We start from the raw sequence: 19,359 nt of genomic DNA, 5'->3' as shown, positions 1-19,359 counted from the left end.
CTTTCGCGGGGGTTATATCAATAAATTACTTTTTTGCCGGTGTTAGCTTTGCCGTTGGCTGCAATGCAGGAGGGGCGTATTTCGGCGCGTTTGGATTCGGATGGATAATATCTACAACCTCTACTTCAAATACCAATGACGTGTATGGCGCTATAACCGGGTAATATCCCTGTTCGCCATAGCCCAGCTTTGAGGGAATAACGAAGGTTGCTTTTTCGCCCTTGCTCATCAATTGCAAGCCTTCGTCCCAACCGGCTATTACCTTTTTTACACCTACCGGTACACGTATAGGCTTGTACTGTAAACCGGGGTTGTAGTTGTTATTTTTTTGAGCCACCTCTTTAATGTTGGTTTCAAAAATCTTACCTGTAAGGAATTTACCTGTGTAAAATAATTCCGCTGTATCGCCCAGGGCAGCCTTATCGCCAACGCCCGGCTTATTTACGATGTAATACAACCCGTCTGCCGTGGTGGTGCCGTTAAGTTTTTTATCAGCAATATATTTTTTCATTTTTGCGTCCTCGGCTTTTGCCATCGCCTGCACCTGCGTCGCCATGTATTTTTTAACCTGGCCATTAAAGGTGCTATCAGCATCTTTGCCGGTACCTTTTGGAATAACCTTTTCGATTTTTATTTCATATACAATGTACTTCCCTTTTATAGGAGGCCTGCGCATACCTCTTTTCACCATCGAATCTATATTGGCTTTAACCGTAACACTGTCGCCTTCGGCCAGGTATTGGAAGATATTTGCCACATCGCCTACCGGCCTGTTCTTCTGCATGATACTGTTTGATGCGGCTCCCTGTTCATAACTGCTGAATAGCACCGAGTCGCCGTCGGTTTTTGTAACAGCATTTAAACTAATAAAATCGCCGTCCTTTATTTTGGGGCCACTTTTATCGATATGAATATTATATAACAAACCGCCCGGTGCCTGTTTAAATCCTCCATTGCAGCTTGCTAGTCCAACCGCTGCAATTACTAAAAACATTAAGTTTTTTTTCATTATTTACTGTATTAATAGTTTTTTATACTCTGGTAAAATTAATTTAAATTTATTTATCACCTGTTCCAGGCTATCGGTCGATTCGCCGCCCGCTGCGTTGCGGTGACCGCCGCCGTTAAAGTATTTTTTACATATCTCATTCGCCGGGAACTCCCCCTTCGATCTTAGCGATAACTTTACTTTGTCCTTTCGTTCCACAATAAAAGCGGTCAGCCGCACACCTTCCAGCGATAGACCGTAGTTCACTATACCTTCCGTGTCGCCCGTCTCTACCTGGTATTTTTCCAATTCCTCCCTGTTCACGGTTATCAGTGTCGTGTTAAACTCGGGGAACACCTCCAGTTTATTGCTCAGGCAATGCCCCAAAAAGCGCAGGCGGTTTTCTGACATATTGCTGTAAACCAGGTCGTGGATATGCCAGTTAACGGCGCCCAGGTCTATCAGGTCGGCAGCTATGCGGTGAACGCCCGATGTGGTATTTGGAAGTTTGAACGAGGCCGAATCAGTCATGATGCCTGTGTAAAGGCAGGTGGCCACATCCTTGTTGATCAGTTGTTTGTTATTAAGTTGATTAACGATAAAATCGTAAACCAATTGTGCCGAAGCACATGCATTGATATCCCAATGACGGTAATCGTCAAAGTCCTCGGGTTCCAGGTGATGGTCTATCATCACTTTTACCGCATTGCTGGCCCGCACCAGTTCGCCCAGTTCGTTAATGCGGCTCAGCGTATTAAAATCAAGGCAGAATATCAGCTCTGCATTGGCAACCAGTTCGGCACTTTCCTTTGTATTTTCTGTGTAGATGATCACTTCGCCGTTACCGGGCATCCAGGCCAGGAAATCGGGATAATCTGTCGGCGTGATCACTTTGGCGTGATGGCCCTGCTGTATCAGGTAATTGTACAGGCCCAGCGACGAGCCCATAGCATCGCCATCAGGTTTATGATGGGTAGTTATGACAATTCGGCGGGGTTGTTCTAAAAATTCCTTAAGCGCGGCTAATTCCAGCATTCATTTAAAAATAGCGTGCAAAGCTAAGGAAATAAATTAAATACAAACTATTCCGGCAAAACACTTATTCAATTGTAATTGAGTTTTAAAGGTAAGTGTAAGGTTTACAAAAAGCATTTATTTATTAACATTAAAACGCTACTTTTGCGGCAATTTAAAAGAGACGATGGAAACCAATAAAACATTCACTATGATAAAGCCCGATGCTGTCGCTAACGGACACACCGGCGCTATTTTAGACCAGATCATAAAGGGCGGCTTTAAGATCACCGCGATGAAATACCTTTGGCTCACGCCCGAGAAAGCCGGCCAGTTTTACGCCGTGCACGCTGCACGCCCTTTTTATAACGACCTGGTGGCTTTCATGTCATCGGGCCCGATAGTAGCTGCCATTTTGGAAAAAGACAATGCGGTTGAAGATTTCAGGAAACTGATAGGCGCCACCGACCCTGCTAAGGCTGAACCCGGAACTATCCGTAACCTGTTTGCCAAATCGATCGATGCAAACGCTGTGCATGGTTCCGATTCGGACGAAAACGCTAAAATAGAAGGCGATTTTTACTTTTCGGCTTTCGAAAAGTTCTAAAAATCTTATTCCTGAAAGCGGAAATTCAGTTCCGCTTTCAGGAAATATTTTCCCCATCTCCCTTGCTTATTTTAATTTAAGTTAATACCTTTAGGTTGTTGCGAGCCTGCGGGTTATAAAAATACGTATGCTGGCAGGGTTTTTGTATTACTTTGTGATACCTTAAAACAAATTTTATGAAACTGCTTGTCAAAAGTCTTATATACGCGGTACTGATCGCTGCTATCATATTTATCAATTCGCTGTTCTTCATCCATCACCCGCCTGAAGTGCAACTGTTATTCATCACTCCGGGATTTATGATACTGGGCTATTCTATCATCAGTGATGATTTCAGGAAAAAGTCGGTAGCAAGGGCCCGTTGGTCTAGAGGAAGATAATTTCTTCGATAACCAGCGCGTTGGCGTCCTTATTTATCTTTTCGATTATCTGCGAACGCATCATCAGCAGTTCATTTTTTATTACGGACGATTCGATCCGGAGGAAGAGTTTTTTATCGCTGATGAATATTTCTTTGGTACGATTGGCAACCGATTTACCAACCAGTTCGGGCCAGGCAGATATGATCCCGGTCTCGTCGTACCGCCGTTTGATCTTGTAAACCTGCAGCATCTGCTCTATGGCTTCTTTCAGGGTCTTATCGTTAGCTTTACGCATTTACTTCCCCTCCCTTTATATCGAACAGGCGGATATCCACACCTATCTTATTAAATATCCCCTCCACTTTTGCTGCACTGGTGTCGGTTATAAAAACCTGGCCAAAATCGTGGTTCGATACCATTTGCATTAACTTGGTTACCCTTTTATCATCTAATTTATCAAAAATATCATCCAGCAACAATAGAGGCTTAAACCCTTTCTGCCTGTAAAGAAAGCTGTATTGCGCCAGCTTTAAGGCAATGAGGAAGGATTTTTGCTGCCCCTGCGACCCGAATTTTTTCATCGGCATACCGTGAATGGCAAATTGAAGTTCATCGCGGTGAATACCCATGGTGGTACGTTCGAGCGCGCGGTCCTTCTCGGTGCTCTTTTTTAACAGCGAAGCAAAATCATCCTGTAACAATTGCGATTCGTAAACCAGGTCGACCTGCTCGGCTTGCTCGCTCAAAAAACGGTAGTGTTCATTAAAAATCTCCGTAAAGCTTTCCATAAAAGCCTTGCGTTTTTCAAATATCTGGTTCCCCGAAGCAATGAGCTGCTCATCGAACACCGCCAGCAGATCAGGATCGTACCTGCCGGTATCGGCTATCCGCTTCAGTAAAGCGTTCCGGTTTATCAATACCTTATTATAAGCTATCAGCTCATCCAGGTATCGGTTATCGGTTTGCGAGATCACATTATCAATAAACTTGCGGCGTTCTTCGCTGCCTTCAATGATTATACTGATATCATAAGGCGATATCATCACCAGAGGGAACAAACCGATATGGTCGGCCAGGCGGTTATACTCCTTTTTATTGCGCTTAAATTGCTTTTTCTGGTTGCGTTTAACACCGCACGAGATGGTATTAAGCTCGGCATTTTTATCAAAAACACCGTTGATGATAAAAAAATCGGCCCCTTGTTTTATCTGCTGGCTGTCTATCGGGTTAAAATAGCTTTTACAAAGCGAAAGATAATGTATGGCATCCAGCAGGTTGGTTTTACCTGCCCCGTTATCGCCGGTAAATGCATTTACCCCCTCGCTGAATACAAGTCCGGCTTCGGCGTAATTTTTAAAATTGATGACAGATAATTGCTGGAGATACATTCGTTGTCAAAGGTAGTGATTTGTGGTTAGTTAACTGGTGACTGGTTAACCGGTGATTAGTTAATCTGTTATTGGGGATCGGTCAAATAAGATCAATTGAAACTACAAACAGGCAATTACAAGCCAACCGACCACTAATTACAAGTTAACAGATCACAAATCACTAATCAACAAATATTTGCACCCACCTATTGCTAACAAACTTGAAAACCGTATTTTTGCAAACTTTAATTTAGAATAGAAATGTCGAAAACGCAAGCGAACAGCAAGGCTCCGGTAACAAGAAATGATTTTGGACAATCGGGCAAATTTGTACGCGACAACCAAAAAAGTTTAGTTTTTATAGCGGGTGCTATCGTCCTGATGATACTCCTGTACCTGGGATACCAGAAATTATATCTTGCCCCGCGCGAGGAAACAGCCAATAAGCAAATGTATGTTGCGCAGGATTTTTGGGCCAAAAAAGAATGGGATAAAGCAATTAAAGGCGATGCCGGCTATCCTGGTTTCGAAAAGATCATCGCCGATTACAGCAATACCAAAGCTGCAAACCTGGCTTATTACTACCTGGGTATTGCCTATTTGAATAAAGGTGAGTTTCGTAAAGCGGTAGAAAACCTGACCAACTACCGCGGCAGCGACAGCATGGTTGCAGCCGAAGCATTAGGCAGCACCGGCGATGCTTATGTTGAAATGAAAGATTACGACAAAGCTGAAACTTATTTCAAAAAAGCAGCAGATAAGGCAAGCAACAAATTTCTGTCGCCGTTTTACCTGAAAAAACTCGGCCTGGTTTACGAAGCTGAAAAACAGTACAAAGACGCTTCAGACACTTATAAAAAGTTAAAGAGCGACTATCCTGAAAGCAACGAGGCGCAAAATATAGATGCCTATATTGCCAGGGTTGACGCCCAACTGTAAAAATATAATGTTGAAATTATCAGGCGGCCTCATTCATCATGAGGCCGTTTGTTTTTTTATTAACTTCGAAGCCTGTAAACAATGGCGACACAATTAAAAAACCTTTCCGACTTTTCGGACACCGACATCCCATCGGCGGCACCATACCGCTTTGGTATAGTTGTAGCCGAATGGAACGCGGAGATCACCAATGCACTGTACCAGGGTGCTTATCAAAGCCTGGTAAATAACGGCGCCCTGCCCGATAATATCTTCAACTATTCGGTACCGGGAAGCTTTGAGCTGACATCGGGTGCGGACATATTATTAAAAAACCTGCATCTGGACGCGGTAATTTGTCTTGGTTGTGTTATACAGGGCGAAACACGGCATTTCGATTTTATTTGCAACGCAGTGGCAAATGGCATAAGTAATGTTGCCATAAAATATTCAAAACCTGTTATATTTGGGGTATTAACTACCGACAATCAACAACAGGCAATTGACCGCGCCGGCGGCAAACACGGCAATAAAGGTGACGAGGCGGCAATAACCGCCATAAAAATGGCAAGCCTGGCTGAAACATTGAACGGCTGATACACGTTTAACCGGAAAGTAATTTGAACGATGAAAAAGATAATTTACATAGCCCTTTTAGTTTTGATAGCAGGCAGCATAGCCTCATGTTCAAACAAACTTTGCCCGGCCTACGGATCGTATCCAAAAAACAGCCGATAGTCATTTTTACTTTTCTGTAAAACTAATTTGTCTTTCGCTGCTTATTTTTGCGGATTAGATTATCGATATTTTTATGAATTGGATACCGTTGGAGTCTGCTGAGCAGGTGAAAGAGATCAAACAGCAACAGGGCTATAGCATTATTTTCAAACACAGCATCCGTTGTGCCACCAGCCTGATGGCAAAAAGAAGGGTTGAAATGGACAAGGAACATTTACCCGAAGGGCTCCATATCTATTTCCTCGACCTGATAAGGCACCGCGACATATCCAATCAAATTGTGCACGATTTCCATGTGCATCACGAATCGCCCCAATTATTGGTTATCAAAGACGGCGAATGCATACTCGACCAGTCACACGGCGATATATCCATTGAAGAAGCGCTGTCGGTACTGAGCTGATCTTCCGATATACATTTTGCGTTTAGTCGCTTTATCTGTAAATTAGTATAAATTAATTAGTCATGAGTGTACTGAATTATCCGCTTACTAACGTTCAGATAGAATTACTTAAGTTGTTCAAAACAAACCTTTCTAACGAAGACCTGATCGAATTAAAAGACCTGTTATCGGGATTTTATGCAGATAAAGCTATATCGCAGGCAGATGACATATGGAAGGAAAAGAACCTGACTCAACAGGACATGGAAAAATGGCTTAATCAAAAATCGTAAGCTACCGTGATAATTGTAGTGGACACGAATGTGTTACTGGTCTCCATTTCTTCAAAATCAAAATACCATTGGCTGTACCAATTGATTCTAACCAAAAGAATACAAATTGCCTATACTAATGAGATTTTAACTGAATACGAAGAACAATTATCCTTGCATTGGCATCCCGAGGTAGCCATCAATGTGATACGGTCAATAACTGAATTATCGAACGCCATACTGACGACAATTTTTTATAACCTCCGTTTGATCGATAAGGATGAAGATGATAATAAATTTGTGGATTGCGCATTCGCTGCAAATGCCGACTTTATTGTCACAAACGACAGTCATTTCAATATATTAAAGCATATTGGTTTTCCGTCAATACCCATTCTCAGTATAGATGAATTTGAAGATCTCTTGAAAAAATCAAATACACTTTGATCAATTCATTGTAAATATCGCCCCGGGGCTTTTAAAATAAATTGCCCGTTTACGGGGTTAGGGTGTTTTTACATACCTTTGCATTATGATCGAATTACCGGTAGTTCCTGTAAATCAAACCCAGCGCAAACCCGATTGGTTGAGGGTGAAACTTCCTGTGGGGAAAGAGTACGCCCAGGTACGCAACCTGGTGGATACACATAAGCTGCATACCATTTGCGAAAGCGGCAATTGCCCTAATATGGGCGAATGCTGGGGAGCGGGGACTGCTACATTTATGATATTGGGCAACATCTGCACACGTTCGTGCTCTTTTTGTGCCGTGGCAACCGGAAGGCCGCTTGCGGTTGATATGGACGAGCCCGGCCGCGTGGCCAACTCAGTAAAGCTGATGCAGGTAAAGCATTGCGTAATTACCTCCGTCGATCGTGATGATCTGAAAGATGGCGGCTCCATCATCTGGGCCGAAACGATCAATGCCATCCGCCGGGAAAGCCCCGAAACGACACTCGAAACCCTGCTTCCTGATTTCAGGGGCATATGGGAAAACCTTGAAAGGGTTTTAGAAACCAGGCCCGAAGTGGTTTCGCACAACCTGGAAACTGTCCGCCGCCTGACAAAAGAGGTAAGGATACAGGCAAAATACGACCGCAGCCTTGAATGTTTAAGGCATATATCACAAGCGGGGCTTCGCACCAAATCGGGTATTATGCTTGGCCTGGGCGAAACGGAAGAGGATGTAGTTGAAGCAATGAACGATCTATATGAGGCCGGGGTGCATATACTAACCCTGGGCCAATATTTACAGCCGACCCGCAGCCATCATCCTGTTATCGACTGGATACATCCCGATCAATTTAATAAATACAAACAAATAGGCCTTGATATGGGTTTCAGGTACGTGGAGAGCGGGCCATTGGTTCGTTCCTCTTATCATGCAGAAAAACACCTGTTTGAAATGTAACCAAAGCTCCCTATATTCACAACGGATTGGCCAGGAAACTTAAAATATCTCTTTCAGAAGATGAACTTATACGCGCATTACGCAACCGCGAAAAAATAGCGGTTGAAGCGCTGTATGACATGTATTCCTCGTCGTTGTATGGCGTAATTTCGCGTATCGTCGTCGATACCGCAACAGCGGAGGATGTTTTACAGGATACCTTTGTTAAGATATGGAATTCATTTACTACTTATAGCTCTGATAAAGGCCGGCTATTTACCTGGATGGTCAATATTGCGCGAAACCTGGCCATAGACAAGATCAGATCGAAGGATTTCAAGAACCAGAATAAAAACCAGGAACTCGAAAATAACGTAACTTTTATCGATGAGCAGAGGAACACTGTTTACAAGCCGGAGCTGATGGGCATTAAGGACCTTGTCGACAAACTGAAACCCGAGCAGAAATCGATTCTCGACCTGGTATATTTTAAAGGTTATACCCATGTAGAAGCCGCCGACGAACTCGGCGTGCCTTTGGGTACAATAAAAACACGGTTGAGGATGGCAATAGTGCAGTTGAGGAAACATTTTAATTGACAGTGGAAGATATAAAAGCATATATCGAATCGGGGATACTGGAACTTTATGTTTTAGGCGATGTCTCACACGAGGAAAAACTCGAGGTGGAGGCTATGGCTGCGAAACACCCGGCGATAAAAGCTGAATTGGAGGAGATCGAAAAGTCGCTTGAATTATATGCAAAGGCAAATGAAGTGGACCCTGCAGAAAATTTGCGCGACCGTATATTGAACAGCCTGGTTGTAAACCTTGGCGACGACCGGAATTTTGCATCGAAGGAAAAAGCGCCTGAGCCAAAAGTTATACCATTTGAGAAGCCAAAAACGACCAACATTTATAAATATGCTTTTGCCGCCTGCCTGGCGTTGCTTATAGCAAGCGTGATAGCGCTGATATCGGTTTATAACCGGCTACAGGTGTCAAATAACCTTGTTGCATCGTTGCAAAGCCAAAACCAGAAGTTTGCCAATACAGTTAGTTTTAAGGACGACGAGATCGGGGTATTACGCGACCGTTCCTATAAGGTGATCAGGATGGGCGGTACGCCGAAATCGCCTGACGCGGGTTTGAGCGTTGCGTGGAGCCCGGTTAAAAAGAAGGTTTGGATAGATATGGCCGATGCCAAAATGCCCGCTAACGACCAGGCGCACCAGTACCAGTTGTGGGCCATTGTAGGCAAAACCCCGGTTAGCCTCGGCGTTTTTGATGCTGATACCACTTCTAAGGATATGAAACAAATGCAGTCGATAGCATCAGCCGATGCATTTGCTGTTACGCTTGAAAAACGCGGCGGCAGCCCAACGCCAACCATGGATGCAATGGTGGTTATTGGCAAATTCTAAAAGGAAGATATTTTAATATTGAAAGGTCCCGGTGCAAACAGTTCCGGGACTTTTTTGTTACCAAAGGTGAGTTTGGCACACAATATGTCGCTCAATTGTTAATTTTTGTTAAAAAACCGGGGCGTAAGGTACCATAGTGTAACAAATACTCAATACCAACGTCTTGTAAATAAACCTACAGTAAGAGTATTTCGTTCTTTATAAGATCAGTTAATATATTAATTAAAAATGCGGCCGGATAATACTACGGCCGCTTTTTTTATGCCATCAATTTTACCATGGTAACCGGCAGTTGCGTTATCAGCCTGCCCGGCAGCACCGCATACATACGGTTTGGCAGCGCCAGTTCGTCACCAGCCTTCCCATGAATATAGTTGCCGATAATGCAGGCGTCTTCCGAAGAATACTTTTGTGCAAGCAAGGCGGCTATTATACCGGTTAACACATCGCCCATACCACCGCTCGCCATCGCCGCATTGCTGGTTGAATTGAAGTAAAATTTTTCGACGGGCGTAATGGTTATGGTATAGTCGTTTTTCAGGACGATGTAAACGTCATAATTTTTTGCCTGTTGTTTACCTGTTTGCAAACGCTGCCACCAGCTTTTATGCTCGCCAAACAGGCGGTCGAACTCTTTAACGTGCGGCGTAAGTATGGAGCCTTTTGGCACATGTTTCCATAGGTCGGGATTTGAAGCAAGCATATTGATGGCATCGGCATCGATAACCACGGGCCTGTCGAAACTCGCGAGCACCCGGGTAAATAATTTTAAAGAGGCTGCGTCTTTGCCCAATCCAGGCCCTATAGCTATCGTGCTAAATTTCGGCCAGTCCACATCGGGCAATTCCTTTTCTTTCCTCACTATGGCCATAACTTCCGGCTGGTGGTTGTTTAAAGCTATCAGTCCGTTCTCAGGTATGCATGCCGTTGTCAGTCCGGCACCTGCATAAGCGCAGGCTGAGGAGCTTAACAGCGCCGCTCCCATTGTCTCGGGCTGACCGGCTATAATAAGCGCGTGGCCATAGGTTCCTTTATTAGTAAAACGCTTCCTGTGCTTTAACTTAGCGCGAATGTCCTTTTCTTCAACCAATTGGTAAGGTGAATTCAACGAACGGATGAATTTTTCGTCAAGGCCGATATGAACAACTTCAAGGCAACCTATATAAGGACCTGATTCGGGCAGCAGGAAGTTGATCTTTGGTTGTTGAAAAGTGATGACGAGATCGGCTTTCAGAATAGTGGCATCCGGGTCAATTTCGCCGTCAGCAAAAAAGCCGGTAGGTATATCCACTGCTACCATAGTGCATTTAACACTGTTTAAATATTTAACCAGCTTTTCATACTCTCCTTCGAGGGGTTTGTTCAAACCCGTCCCAAGCAATGCATCGATCACGATTCCGTTGCTTTCTTCGGGCAGATCGTCGCCGTTTTCCATTTCGGTTAACGGAACATCAAGCCGCTTTAACCGGGCAAGATTTTTGTCGAACTCATCAGTGGAACGCGACGAAAAACGCGCAATTTTAACCGATAACGCCTCGTAGCCGTGGTCGTACAGCATGCGCGCAATGGCAACACCGTCGCCGCCGTTGTTCCCGGTTCCGCAATAAATGGCAATATTTTTATTTTTATCAGGAAAATGGTTGACAAACCAACCGACAAAAGCCTTAGAGGCACGCTCCATCAGATCGATAGAAGCAATAGGCTCGTGCGCTACCGTATGGGCGTCGGCTTCGCGGATCTGGGAGGCAAGCAGGAGTGGTAACATAATTCCTAAAGTTAGGAATTATGGGGATTGTTTAGCTTAATTTATAATTCGTTCGTTTCACAAAGCAACTCCAGGAAAGTATTGGCTGAAATAACTTTGACCGATGGGAAATCAGATTCGTTGATAATATTGAAATGAGTATCGTTTGTCACCAGGTAATCAGCATTTGCGGCTACAGCAGCATCAAAAAATTTGTCATCATCCGGATCAGCCTTAATGGCGTTCCAATTGTAATATACGTGCTGAAAAATAACATCAGGTGATTCAATAAAGACTTCCATAACTATTGCAGATACGCCGGGGGCGGAATGCTGCTGGAGCACCTCTTCATACTCATAGGTAATTTCATCTGAAATAATAAGCCGATATCGCCCCTCAATAAAGGCATCCCAAATTGGTTTGAACCGGCTTTTTCTGCCAATTACCACCAGCAGAATATTAGAATCCAATACAATTTTAATCAGGAGTTGGCAGACTTGCGGCGAAAATGTTCTTTGCTTAGCTCCTCGTACGACGTTTCAGTAATATTGTTATTATCTTCCCATTCCTGAACGGTTTCATCCAGTTGTTTCGACAATAATTTAACCGCAAGCCTACGGATTTGGATAAAATCGGCTTCAGGCAAAGGCTTTTTCAATAACCTTAGCATCATTACCTGCTGATCATTTAAAGAATCTGAAACTAATTCTTTGGCTTTCATATTCAAATATACCCAAAAGAAATAACAATATTATTCACTTTATCCCCATCTCCTTCTTCAAAAACTGCCCGGTAAAGCTCTCTTTCACTTTGCATAAACCCTCGGGTGTGCCGCTGAAAAGAATTTTACCGCCACCGGAGCCACCTTCGGGACCAAGGTCTATCACATGATCGACCACCTTGATGACATCAAGATTGTGTTCGATAACCAGTACCGTGTTTCCTTTATCCACCAGTTGCTGAAGCACACCAAGCAATACATTGATATCCTCAAAATGCAATCCTGTAGTTGGTTCATCCAAAATATAGAAGGTATTGCCAGTGTCTTTTTTGGAAAGTTCGGTAGCCAGCTTAACGCGCTGAGCCTCGCCGCCGGATAGCGTGGTTGAAGCCTGGCCAAGGGTGATATACCCTAACCCAACATCAAACAATGTCCTTATTTTGCGGTGGATGGATGGGATGTGTTCAAAAAAGTCGCAGGCGGTTTCAATGCTCATATCCAGCACATCGCTGATGGATTTGCCGCGATAACGCACCTCCAGTGTTTCGCGATTGTAGCGCCGGCCGCCGCACTCCTCGCACGGAACCTGTACATCGGGCAGGAAGTTCATTTCGATCACCTTCATGCCCCCGCCCTGGCAGGTTTCGCAGCGTCCGCCTTTTACGTTGAACGAGAACCGCCCCGGCTTATAACCTCTTATCTTTGATTCGGGCAGTTGAAAATACAGGTTACGGATATCAGAGAAAACACCGGTATAGGTAGCCGGGTTCGAGCGCGGCGTACGGCCGATAGGCGTTTGATCGATCTCGATCACTTTATCGATATTATCTAACCCTTCAATACTTTCATAAGGCAAAGGTTGTTTCTTGGCTCTAAAAAAATAATGATTTAGTATGGGATATAGCGTCTCGGTTATTAAACTCGATTTGCCACTGCCAGATACCCCGGTTATGCCGATCAGCTTACCCAATGGAAAATCAACAGATACCTTTTTAAGGTTATGCCCGGTAGCTTTTCTGAGCGATAGTATTTTGCCGTTCCCTTCGCGCCTTTTCTTTGGTACGGCAATGCTTTTCTCGCCGTTCAGGTACGATGTGGTAAGGGTATGCATGGTCATTAGCTCGGCAGGCGTACCCTGCGCTACTATTTCCCCGCCATGCATGCCCGCCGCAGGGCCCATATCTATAACATGATCGGCTTCCAGGATCATATCCTTATCATGCTCGACTACCAAAACCGTATTACCCAGGTCGCGCAGGTTTTTTAGCGCGTGTATCAGCCGCTCGTTATCACGCTGGTGCAGGCCGATGCTTGGCTCATCAAGGATATACATCACATTCATCAGCTGCGAACCTATTTGTGTTGCCAGCCTGATACGTTGTGCCTCGCCGCCCGAAAGGGTACGTGCAGTACGGTCGAGCGTAAGATAGCTCAAGCCAACATCCAGCAGGAAAACAATACGCGCCCTTATCTCTTTCAATATTTCCTTGCCTATAACATTCTGGCGCTCGTTCAGCCTGTCTTCCAGGTTATTGAACCACTCCTGTAGTTCGCGGATATCCATGCAGGCCAGCTCGAAAATGTTTTTATGATCGATCTTAAAATGGAGCGATTCCTTTTTCAACCGCGCACCTTCACAAACCGGGCAGGTCCGGAGCACACGGTAGTTCTCCATATCCTCCATACCCTCGTCGCTACGGCGTTCCTGCTGTTCTTCCAGCATGCGGATGATACCGTCGAAGGTGATCTGGTAGTTCTGTACGTTCCACTTATTGTATTCCACGGCCACGGTTATCATATCCTGTGTACCGTTCAGGATAATATCCAGCACTTCGCGGGGAAGTTTATCTATCGGGGTGGATAAGGAGAATTCATATTTCTTCGCCAGCGACTTCAACACCTGGAATATCCAGGTTTCGCGGTATTCGCCCAAAGGGGCAAGTCCGCCGTTCAGTATGCTTAATTTCGGATTAGGTATCACAGATGCCTCATCCACTTCGAAAATATAGCCAAGACCATCACATTTTTCGCAGGCACCATAGGGCGAGTTGAACGAAAAGGTATTCGGCTGCGGCTCGTCATAAGATATTCCCGAAACAGGGTCCATCAGGTACTTGCTGTAATAAAATACGTTATTATCCCTGTCGGCTATCCTGATAATACCTTTGGCCGTTTTTAACGCCGACTGTATGGAAGTATGTAAACGTTTACTGTCCTTTTCGCTGACGATAAGCCTGTCGACAACAATATCGATATCGTGTATCTTATAACGGTCGAGCTGCATCTTAGGCGTAACATCAACGATCTCTCCGTCCACCCAAACCTTCAGAAATCCTTGCTTACGTATCTGTTCGAACAATTCGCGGTAATGCCCTTTGCGGCCCTTTACAACCGGGGCGAGTATATTTACGGGCTGTCCCTCGAATTTGGTGGTGATGGTCTTTAGTATCTGATCTTCCGACATCCGCTCCATCTTTTCGCCTGTAACGTAAGAATAGGCTTCGCCGGCGCGCGCATAAAGCAGGCGCATAAAGTCGTATATCTCGGTAATGGTGCCGACAGTGGAACGGGGGTTTTTGCTGGTGGTTTTTTGTTCGATGGCGATAACCGGGCTAAGGCCCGACACTTTATCCACATCGGGCCGCTCCATGCCGCCCATAAACTGGCGCGAATAGGCGGAAAAGGTTTCCATATACCGGCGCTGCCCTTCGGCGTAAATGGTATCAAACGCCAGCGACGATTTGCCGCTTCCACTTAAACCCGTTACTACAACCAGTTTGTTTCGCGGAAAGGAAACATCGATATTTTTTAAATTATGCACCCGGGCACCATACACTTCAACTTCGCTTTGCTCGCCCAGGTCAACAGGTTTTTCGATCATATTTAAATCGGGAACTAATTCAGCCATATTAATTGCTAAATTAGTTAGTATTTTTCTAATATAAATGTCAATTTATAAATAACCTTAAAGGAGCAGTAAAAGTTTAAGAAACAGGCAAATTGCCTTTACTGACGACCCGTTATTTAAGGGTGCAAAGATACAAAAAAAAGACCGCTTTACCATTGGGTAAAGCGGTCCTCGAGTGCTCCGTGAACTAAGGGCAATTAATTGAATGCCATTAAGTCTGCAGGCTGCAGATTATCAAGGTTGAAATATTTTTTATAGCCGTATTTCTGGGGTCTTTCTATAATAGCCTTCATCGCAATAATGCGGTAAAGGTAGCTCCCTGTTTCGGCGTTAAAGTGCATACGAAAATAATTATCCTCGCTTTGCTCCCGTATGGCCCTTGCCATTTTTATTTCGCCAATATTATAGGCGGCAGCGGCAAGTGTCCAGCTGTTAAACTCAGCGTAAAGCTCGTTGAGGTATTTGCAGGCAGCTATTGTGGATTTGCGGATGTTATACCGCTCGTCCCTGCCATGTCCTACTTTTAATCCATAAGTACGGGCGGTGCCCGGCATAAACTGCCACCAGCCCGCGGAGCCGCGTTTTGAAACGCCCGATTTAAGCCCGGCTTCAACCAGCGGCATGTACTTGAAATCCTCAGGAATACCATTGGCCTTTAAGATAGGCTCGATAATAGGGAATAATTTTATGGCCTCTTCCTGTAAAATATTCGACTGGATGTGACTGTAGCTGGTGCGCACAAGCGACTTACGCAGCTTTTGGTTTATCCGTTTATCATTTAAAGGGACCGCTTCATCAGCGAAGCTAAAATCATTGGTAAAGTCATTTTTGGCGTAAATAAATCTGTATTCTGCCTTATGCCTGGCCACCTTTTTGGTGTCGGTTTTGCCGCAGATAAACAGCCCGGAAATGAACGCCAATACACCCATCACGGAGCACGTAATTAAGTGTTTTTTTGTCATTTCTTTTTTCGTCATTAATTAAATATAAGAGATAAATGTGATGCAAATGTAGGGTATATAAGTCAGACTATCAAACACTTATAACCAGGTGATTGTTTTACGCGACCTGAAATTTATTTAAAATCAATGTTTAAAGTATGTTAAACGCAGTTTTTGAACCGAATAAAAAAGTTGTAAAATCTTTCCACATTTTGTACCTTTGACCCTCTCTTAGAGATAGCGCAAAGCAAAAATTATGGTATTTAAAAGACCAGCGAACAGTCGTGATGACAGGTCCGCCAGAGCACCTAAAAGATCCTTTACAGGTGACGATAAGGCGAAAAAATCTACTAACTCCGGGGCCGACAGGTCCGCAACGGAGAACATAGGTAGTAAACTCAAACGAAATCATTATGGTGACGAAGCGGCTGGCGGCCGTAAGAAATCATTTTCGTCCGGTAAGTCGTACAGCGGTCGCGCCGGGTCAGATGACCGCCCTAAAAGAACGTTCGATAATGATGGGGAGAAGAAAAGCTTCAAACCACGAAACACACCTTATTCGGGCAGGCCAACCTCTGACGACCGGCCAAAACGCAGTTATGGCGGCGAATCGGGTGGAGAGAAAAGAGAATATAAACCAAGAAGCGCCCCCTATTCGGGCAGGCCGTCTTCGGACGACCGTCCAAAACGCAGTTATGGTGGCGACTCCGCGGGAGAAAAGAAAGATTACAAACCAAGAAGTACGCCGTATTCGGGCAAGCCAGCCTCGGACGACAGGCCGAAGAGAAGCTATGGCAGTGAACCGGGCGGCGAAAAGAGAGCATACAAGCCAAGGAATACCTCCTATTCGGAGCGGCCGGAAGGCGGCGATCGCCCGAAACGCAGTTTTGATGACAAGCCGGCCGGCGAAAGAAGATCACCAGGATATAAAGGCGGCGAACGCAGTGGCGATAAAAAATTTGGCAGCCGTGGCACAGCAGGGGGCGGTTTTAAAAAACGCGACGGTGATTTTAAGGGTAAACCTTTCCGCAATTCAGAAAATTCATCCTATAACAATAAACCGGTACGAAGCGAGCGCAGCCCCGAGGACCGCGTAATGCGCAGCCGCAAAAAAACTGAAAACGACGATTCGGGCCTTATCAGGCTGAACCGCTATATTTCCAATGCGGGTATTTGCTCGCGCCGCAAGGCCGATGAACTAATAGCCGCGGGCGTAATATCAGTGAACGGCGAAGTGGTATCGGAGCTTGGGCATAAAGTTGACCCGATGAAAGATGTGATCCGCTATAACGGTGAAACACTGAAAAGGGAAAAAATGGTGTATGTGCTGCTTAACAAACCCAAAGATTATATCACTACCACCGACGATCCGCAGGAACGCCGTACGGTAATGCAATTGGTTGAAAAGGCCAGCAGGGAGCGTATCTATCCTATCGGGAGACTCGACCGCAATACAACCGGCCTGCTTTTGATGACCAACGACGGCGATTTGGCCGATAAGCTTTCGCACCCAAAAAATAACGTTACCAAAATATACCAGGTTGAGCTAAGCAAAAGTCTTACACAAGGCGACCTGAACAAAATTGCTTTCGGCCTTGAGCTGGAAGACGGTTTGATAAAACCGGATATGGTGTCCTATGTACAGGGCGGCACCAAACGGGAGGTAGGCATACAGATACACAGCGGGAAAAACCGCATTGTACGCCGCATTTTCGAACACCTGGGTTACGAGGTGGTAAAGCTTGACCGTACGGTGTACGCCAACCTCACCAAAAAGGACCTGCCCCGTGGACGCTGGCGTTACCTGGATGAAAAGGAATTAATACAGTTAAAGCACCTGGTTTAGTTGAGGTGAAAGGATAAACCTGCCGGCAGGCAGGCAGGGGTTAAAGGCGAAAGGTTTTTTTAAGCAAAAAGACTAAAGCTGAAAGCTTGTCTGGGGTGAGAGGATAAAGGTTAAAGGCGAAAAGTTTTTAGTTGAACTTTCGCCTTTTTTGTTTTTGCCGCCTGGCTACTTTACCCACCCGATCTTCGCTGCGCTCGACCACCCTCCCTTTTGCAGGCAAAATGGAGGGGATTAAACCGATGGTATTAGGCATTTACCTTTCTGCCTTAATTATCCTTAATTACCGCGCGGCTATTTTACCCACCCGATCTTCGCTACGCTCGACCACCCTCCCTTTTGCAGGCAAAATGGAGGGGATAAACAGGTCGCATTCATCTTTCTCCCTTAATTATCCTTAATTATCGCGCGGCTATTTTACCCACCCGATCTTCGCTATGCTCGACCACCCTCCCTTTTGCGGGCAAAATGGAGGGGATTAAACCGATGGTATTAGGCATTTACCTTTCTGCCTTTCACCTTTTACCTTTCACCTTTGATTAGTATCTTGCGCTAACTAACCATTCCTGAAAAATGAAAAAATTCCTGCTTATTATTTCCCTGCTGTTTCCGGTGTTTACCTATGCGCAAAAGGACAAGGCCCCTGCCACTTACGACCTGGTTATAGGCACGTACACCAAAGGTACCAGCAAAGGCATATATGTTTACCGGTTTTATACCGAAACTGGCAAGCTAGCTTACCTGAGCCAGATAGACAATGTGAGCAATCCATCGTACCTGTGCATCTCGAAGGATAACAGGTTTATTTATGCAGTGAACGAGGACGGGAAAAATGGCGGCGTAAGCGCATTCACTTTCGATCCGCATATCGGCACCATGAAATTCCTGAACAGGCAATCGTCTGCCGGCGCCGACCCATGTTATATTTCTGTTGACGAGGACCGCAAAAATGTTTTTGTAGCCAATTACTCGAGCGGCAGCCTTGCTGTTTTACCCATCAATAAGGATGGTTCGCTGCAGGCGCCTTCGCAGGTGATACAGGACCAGGGTAAAGGCCCCGATGCAGCACGCCAGGAAGGGCCGCATGTACACATGGCTTATTTCTCGCCCGATGAAAAATATCTGCTTTATACCGACCTGGGCACCGATAAACTGAATATCATGCGCTACCGTTCGTCGAAACCGCAGCCGCTTACCTTAGAAAATACCGTGAGTGTGAAACCAGGTAACGGTCCGCGGCACATGACCTTCTCACCCGATCGCAAATACCTGTACCTGCTGCAGGAAATGGGCAGCGCAATTAACGTTTATGCTTACAGCGGCGGCAAAGTGAAGGAGCTTCAAACCGTAAGCATGAGGGACCCGAAGGCCAAAGGAACTAACGGAGCGGCCGCCATACACATGACACCCGACGGGCATTTCCTGTACGCTACCGACCGCCTGGATGCCAGCTCGATACTGGTTTACTCGGTAAACCCGGAGAATGGTCAACTGACCTTTATGGAGCGCCATACTACTTACGGCCAGAATCCCCGGGACTTTACCATCGACCCGACCGGCAAGTTCCTGATCGTAGCTAACCAGGACGGCAATAACGTTGTGGTATTCAGGATAAACCCGGGCACGGGCACTTTAACCACCACCGGCAGCGGCATCCAGTTGGGCAACCCGGTTTGTTTGAAGTTTACGCCTGCGGAGTAAGCGAAAAGCTTAAAGCAGAAGGACCAAAGGCTATTCC

At 45.3% G+C, this 19,359-nt stretch carries 21 protein-coding genes; 12 read left to right on the top strand and 9 right to left on the bottom strand.

Features of this window, described 5'->3' with window-relative positions; all coding sequences use genetic code 11:
- Nucleotides 1-25: 25 nt before the first annotated feature.
- On the bottom strand, nt 26-1,009 hold the full coding sequence (locus tag FRZ54_RS06715) for an FKBP-type peptidyl-prolyl cis-trans isomerase (protein ID WP_147030863.1): 984 nt from the start codon (nt 1,007-1,009) through the stop codon (nt 26-28).
- Nucleotides 1,010-1,012: 3 nt separating this feature from the next.
- The gene (locus FRZ54_RS06710) at nt 1,013-2,023 is read right to left on the bottom strand and encodes a DHH family phosphoesterase (RefSeq protein ID WP_147030862.1); all 1,011 of its coding nucleotides are present in this window, start codon (nt 2,021-2,023) and stop codon (nt 1,013-1,015) included.
- Nucleotides 2,024-2,189: 166 nt separating this feature from the next.
- On the opposite strand from FRZ54_RS06710, the gene FRZ54_RS06705 reads away from it, so the two are divergent.
- Both FRZ54_RS06705 and FRZ54_RS06700 read left to right on the top strand, forming a co-directional pair.
- Entirely contained in the window at nt 2,190-2,609 is a 420-nt protein-coding gene (locus FRZ54_RS06705) for a nucleoside-diphosphate kinase (RefSeq protein WP_147030861.1), read from the top strand.
- A 176-nt stretch (nt 2,610-2,785) separates the two neighbouring features.
- Nucleotides 2,786-2,989, top strand: a complete 204-nt coding sequence (locus tag FRZ54_RS06700) for a hypothetical protein (protein WP_147030860.1) — start codon at nt 2,786-2,788, stop codon at nt 2,987-2,989.
- On the opposite strand, the gene FRZ54_RS06695 is transcribed toward FRZ54_RS06700, so the two are convergent.
- Together FRZ54_RS06695 and recF are read right to left on the bottom strand one after the other, a co-directional pair.
- Nucleotides 2,976-3,266: a DUF721 domain-containing protein gene (locus tag FRZ54_RS06695; RefSeq protein WP_147030859.1), complete on the bottom strand. Its 291-nt coding sequence runs from the start codon at nt 3,264-3,266 to the stop codon at nt 2,976-2,978. The two genes, FRZ54_RS06700 and FRZ54_RS06695, sit on opposite strands and share 14 nt — an antisense overlap.
- Nucleotides 3,259-4,359: a DNA replication/repair protein RecF gene (gene recF, locus FRZ54_RS06690; RefSeq protein WP_147030858.1), complete on the bottom strand. Its 1,101-nt coding sequence runs from the start codon at nt 4,357-4,359 to the stop codon at nt 3,259-3,261. The genes FRZ54_RS06695 and recF overlap by 8 nt, the downstream gene beginning before the upstream one ends.
- 243 nt (nt 4,360-4,602) lie before the next feature.
- Between recF and FRZ54_RS06685 the strand changes: the two genes are divergently transcribed.
- From FRZ54_RS06685 to FRZ54_RS06650, 8 genes are all read left to right on the top strand, one after another.
- Nucleotides 4,603-5,280, top strand: a complete 678-nt coding sequence (locus FRZ54_RS06685) for a tetratricopeptide repeat protein (RefSeq protein WP_147030857.1) — start codon at nt 4,603-4,605, stop codon at nt 5,278-5,280.
- An 81-nt stretch (nt 5,281-5,361) separates the two neighbouring features.
- Nucleotides 5,362-5,856 (top strand): 6,7-dimethyl-8-ribityllumazine synthase, encoded by a 495-nt coding sequence (gene ribH / locus FRZ54_RS06680; protein ID WP_147030856.1) that lies wholly within the window; start codon nt 5,362-5,364, stop codon nt 5,854-5,856.
- A 214-nt stretch (nt 5,857-6,070) separates the two neighbouring features.
- Nucleotides 6,071-6,400, top strand: a complete 330-nt coding sequence (gene ytxJ, locus FRZ54_RS06675; protein WP_147030855.1) for a bacillithiol system redox-active protein YtxJ — start codon at nt 6,071-6,073, stop codon at nt 6,398-6,400.
- 62 nt (nt 6,401-6,462) lie between these two features.
- Nucleotides 6,463-6,672 carry a hypothetical protein gene (locus tag FRZ54_RS06670; RefSeq protein ID WP_147030854.1) on the top strand — a complete coding sequence of 70 codons (210 nt, stop codon included), beginning with the start codon at nt 6,463-6,465 and terminating at the stop codon, nt 6,670-6,672.
- Between the two features lie 18 nt (nt 6,673-6,690).
- Nucleotides 6,691-7,098 (top strand): putative toxin-antitoxin system toxin component, PIN family, encoded by a 408-nt coding sequence (locus FRZ54_RS06665; RefSeq protein WP_262712282.1) that lies wholly within the window; start codon nt 6,691-6,693, stop codon nt 7,096-7,098.
- Between the two features lie 85 nt (nt 7,099-7,183).
- A complete protein-coding gene (gene lipA / locus FRZ54_RS06660) occupies nt 7,184-8,062 on the top strand; it encodes a lipoyl synthase (RefSeq protein WP_147030852.1) in 879 nt (292 codons plus the stop codon).
- A gap of 26 nt (nt 8,063-8,088) precedes the next feature.
- Nucleotides 8,089-8,640, top strand: coding sequence for an RNA polymerase sigma factor (locus FRZ54_RS06655; protein ID WP_147030851.1), 552 nt, complete (start codon nt 8,089-8,091; stop codon nt 8,638-8,640).
- A 2-nt stretch (nt 8,641-8,642) separates the two neighbouring features.
- A complete protein-coding gene (locus FRZ54_RS06650) occupies nt 8,643-9,464 on the top strand; it encodes an anti-sigma factor (protein ID WP_147030850.1) in 822 nt (273 codons plus the stop codon).
- Nucleotides 9,465-9,723: 259 nt separating this feature from the next.
- On the opposite strand, the gene FRZ54_RS06645 is transcribed toward FRZ54_RS06650, so the two are convergent.
- From FRZ54_RS06645 to FRZ54_RS06625, 5 genes are all read right to left on the bottom strand, one after another.
- On the bottom strand, nt 9,724-11,229 hold the full coding sequence (locus FRZ54_RS06645; RefSeq protein WP_147030849.1) for an NAD(P)H-hydrate dehydratase: 1,506 nt from the start codon (nt 11,227-11,229) through the stop codon (nt 9,724-9,726).
- A gap of 41 nt (nt 11,230-11,270) precedes the next feature.
- Nucleotides 11,271-11,678, bottom strand: a complete 408-nt coding sequence (locus FRZ54_RS06640; protein WP_187359773.1) for a PIN domain-containing protein — start codon at nt 11,676-11,678, stop codon at nt 11,271-11,273.
- An 11-nt stretch (nt 11,679-11,689) separates the two neighbouring features.
- Nucleotides 11,690-11,929, bottom strand: a complete 240-nt coding sequence (locus FRZ54_RS06635; RefSeq protein WP_147030847.1) for a hypothetical protein — start codon at nt 11,927-11,929, stop codon at nt 11,690-11,692.
- Between the two features lie 34 nt (nt 11,930-11,963).
- Nucleotides 11,964-14,810, bottom strand: coding sequence for an excinuclease ABC subunit UvrA (uvrA, locus tag FRZ54_RS06630; RefSeq protein ID WP_147034436.1), 2,847 nt, complete (start codon nt 14,808-14,810; stop codon nt 11,964-11,966).
- Between the two features lie 224 nt (nt 14,811-15,034).
- The gene (locus tag FRZ54_RS06625; RefSeq protein ID WP_147030846.1) at nt 15,035-15,814 is read right to left on the bottom strand and encodes a lytic transglycosylase domain-containing protein; all 780 of its coding nucleotides are present in this window, start codon (nt 15,812-15,814) and stop codon (nt 15,035-15,037) included.
- A gap of 220 nt (nt 15,815-16,034) precedes the next feature.
- Between FRZ54_RS06625 and FRZ54_RS06620 the strand changes: the two genes are divergently transcribed.
- Complete coding sequence (locus FRZ54_RS06620; RefSeq protein ID WP_147030845.1) at nt 16,035-17,624, top strand: pseudouridine synthase; 1,590 nt, start codon at nt 16,035-16,037, stop codon at nt 17,622-17,624.
- A 570-nt stretch (nt 17,625-18,194) separates the two neighbouring features.
- Entirely contained in the window at nt 18,195-19,322 is a 1,128-nt protein-coding gene (locus FRZ54_RS06615; RefSeq protein WP_147030844.1) for a lactonase family protein, read from the top strand.
- Nucleotides 19,323-19,359 lie beyond the last annotated feature (37 nt).

The sequence above is a fragment of the Mucilaginibacter ginsenosidivorans genome (genome assembly GCF_007971025.1).
Lineage (GTDB): Bacteria > Bacteroidota > Bacteroidia > Sphingobacteriales > Sphingobacteriaceae > Mucilaginibacter > Mucilaginibacter ginsenosidivorans.
Note: the sequence above shows the minus strand (reverse complement) of the source record. Positions and strands in the feature narration are given on the sequence as shown.

Coding starts and splice junctions, on each gene's coding strand:
- lipA (WP_147030852.1), top strand. CDS start 7,184: ATGATCGAATTACCGGTAGTTCCTGTAAATCAAACCCAGCGCAAACCC.
- FRZ54_RS06635 (WP_147030847.1), bottom strand. CDS start 11,929: ATGAAAGCCAAAGAATTAGTTTCAGATTCTTTAAATGATCAGCAGGTA.
- FRZ54_RS06645 (WP_147030849.1), bottom strand. CDS start 11,229: ATGTTACCACTCCTGCTTGCCTCCCAGATCCGCGAAGCCGACGCCCAT.
- FRZ54_RS06615 (WP_147030844.1), top strand. CDS start 18,195: ATGAAAAAATTCCTGCTTATTATTTCCCTGCTGTTTCCGGTGTTTACC.
- ribH (WP_147030856.1), top strand. CDS start 5,362: ATGGCGACACAATTAAAAAACCTTTCCGACTTTTCGGACACCGACATC.
- FRZ54_RS06620 (WP_147030845.1), top strand. CDS start 16,035: ATGGTATTTAAAAGACCAGCGAACAGTCGTGATGACAGGTCCGCCAGA.
- FRZ54_RS06705 (WP_147030861.1), top strand. CDS start 2,190: ATGGAAACCAATAAAACATTCACTATGATAAAGCCCGATGCTGTCGCT.
- recF (WP_147030858.1), bottom strand. CDS start 4,359: ATGTATCTCCAGCAATTATCTGTCATCAATTTTAAAAATTACGCCGAA.
- FRZ54_RS06715 (WP_147030863.1), bottom strand. CDS start 1,009: ATGAAAAAAAACTTAATGTTTTTAGTAATTGCAGCGGTTGGACTAGCA.
- FRZ54_RS06710 (WP_147030862.1), bottom strand. CDS start 2,023: ATGCTGGAATTAGCCGCGCTTAAGGAATTTTTAGAACAACCCCGCCGA.
- ytxJ (WP_147030855.1), top strand. CDS start 6,071: ATGAATTGGATACCGTTGGAGTCTGCTGAGCAGGTGAAAGAGATCAAA.
- FRZ54_RS06670 (WP_147030854.1), top strand. CDS start 6,463: ATGAGTGTACTGAATTATCCGCTTACTAACGTTCAGATAGAATTACTT.
- uvrA (WP_147034436.1), bottom strand. CDS start 14,810: ATGATCGAAAAACCTGTTGACCTGGGCGAGCAAAGCGAAGTTGAAGTG.
- FRZ54_RS06695 (WP_147030859.1), bottom strand. CDS start 3,266: ATGCGTAAAGCTAACGATAAGACCCTGAAAGAAGCCATAGAGCAGATG.
- FRZ54_RS06700 (WP_147030860.1), top strand. CDS start 2,786: ATGAAACTGCTTGTCAAAAGTCTTATATACGCGGTACTGATCGCTGCT.
- FRZ54_RS06685 (WP_147030857.1), top strand. CDS start 4,603: ATGTCGAAAACGCAAGCGAACAGCAAGGCTCCGGTAACAAGAAATGAT.
- FRZ54_RS06625 (WP_147030846.1), bottom strand. CDS start 15,814: ATGACGAAAAAAGAAATGACAAAAAAACACTTAATTACGTGCTCCGTG.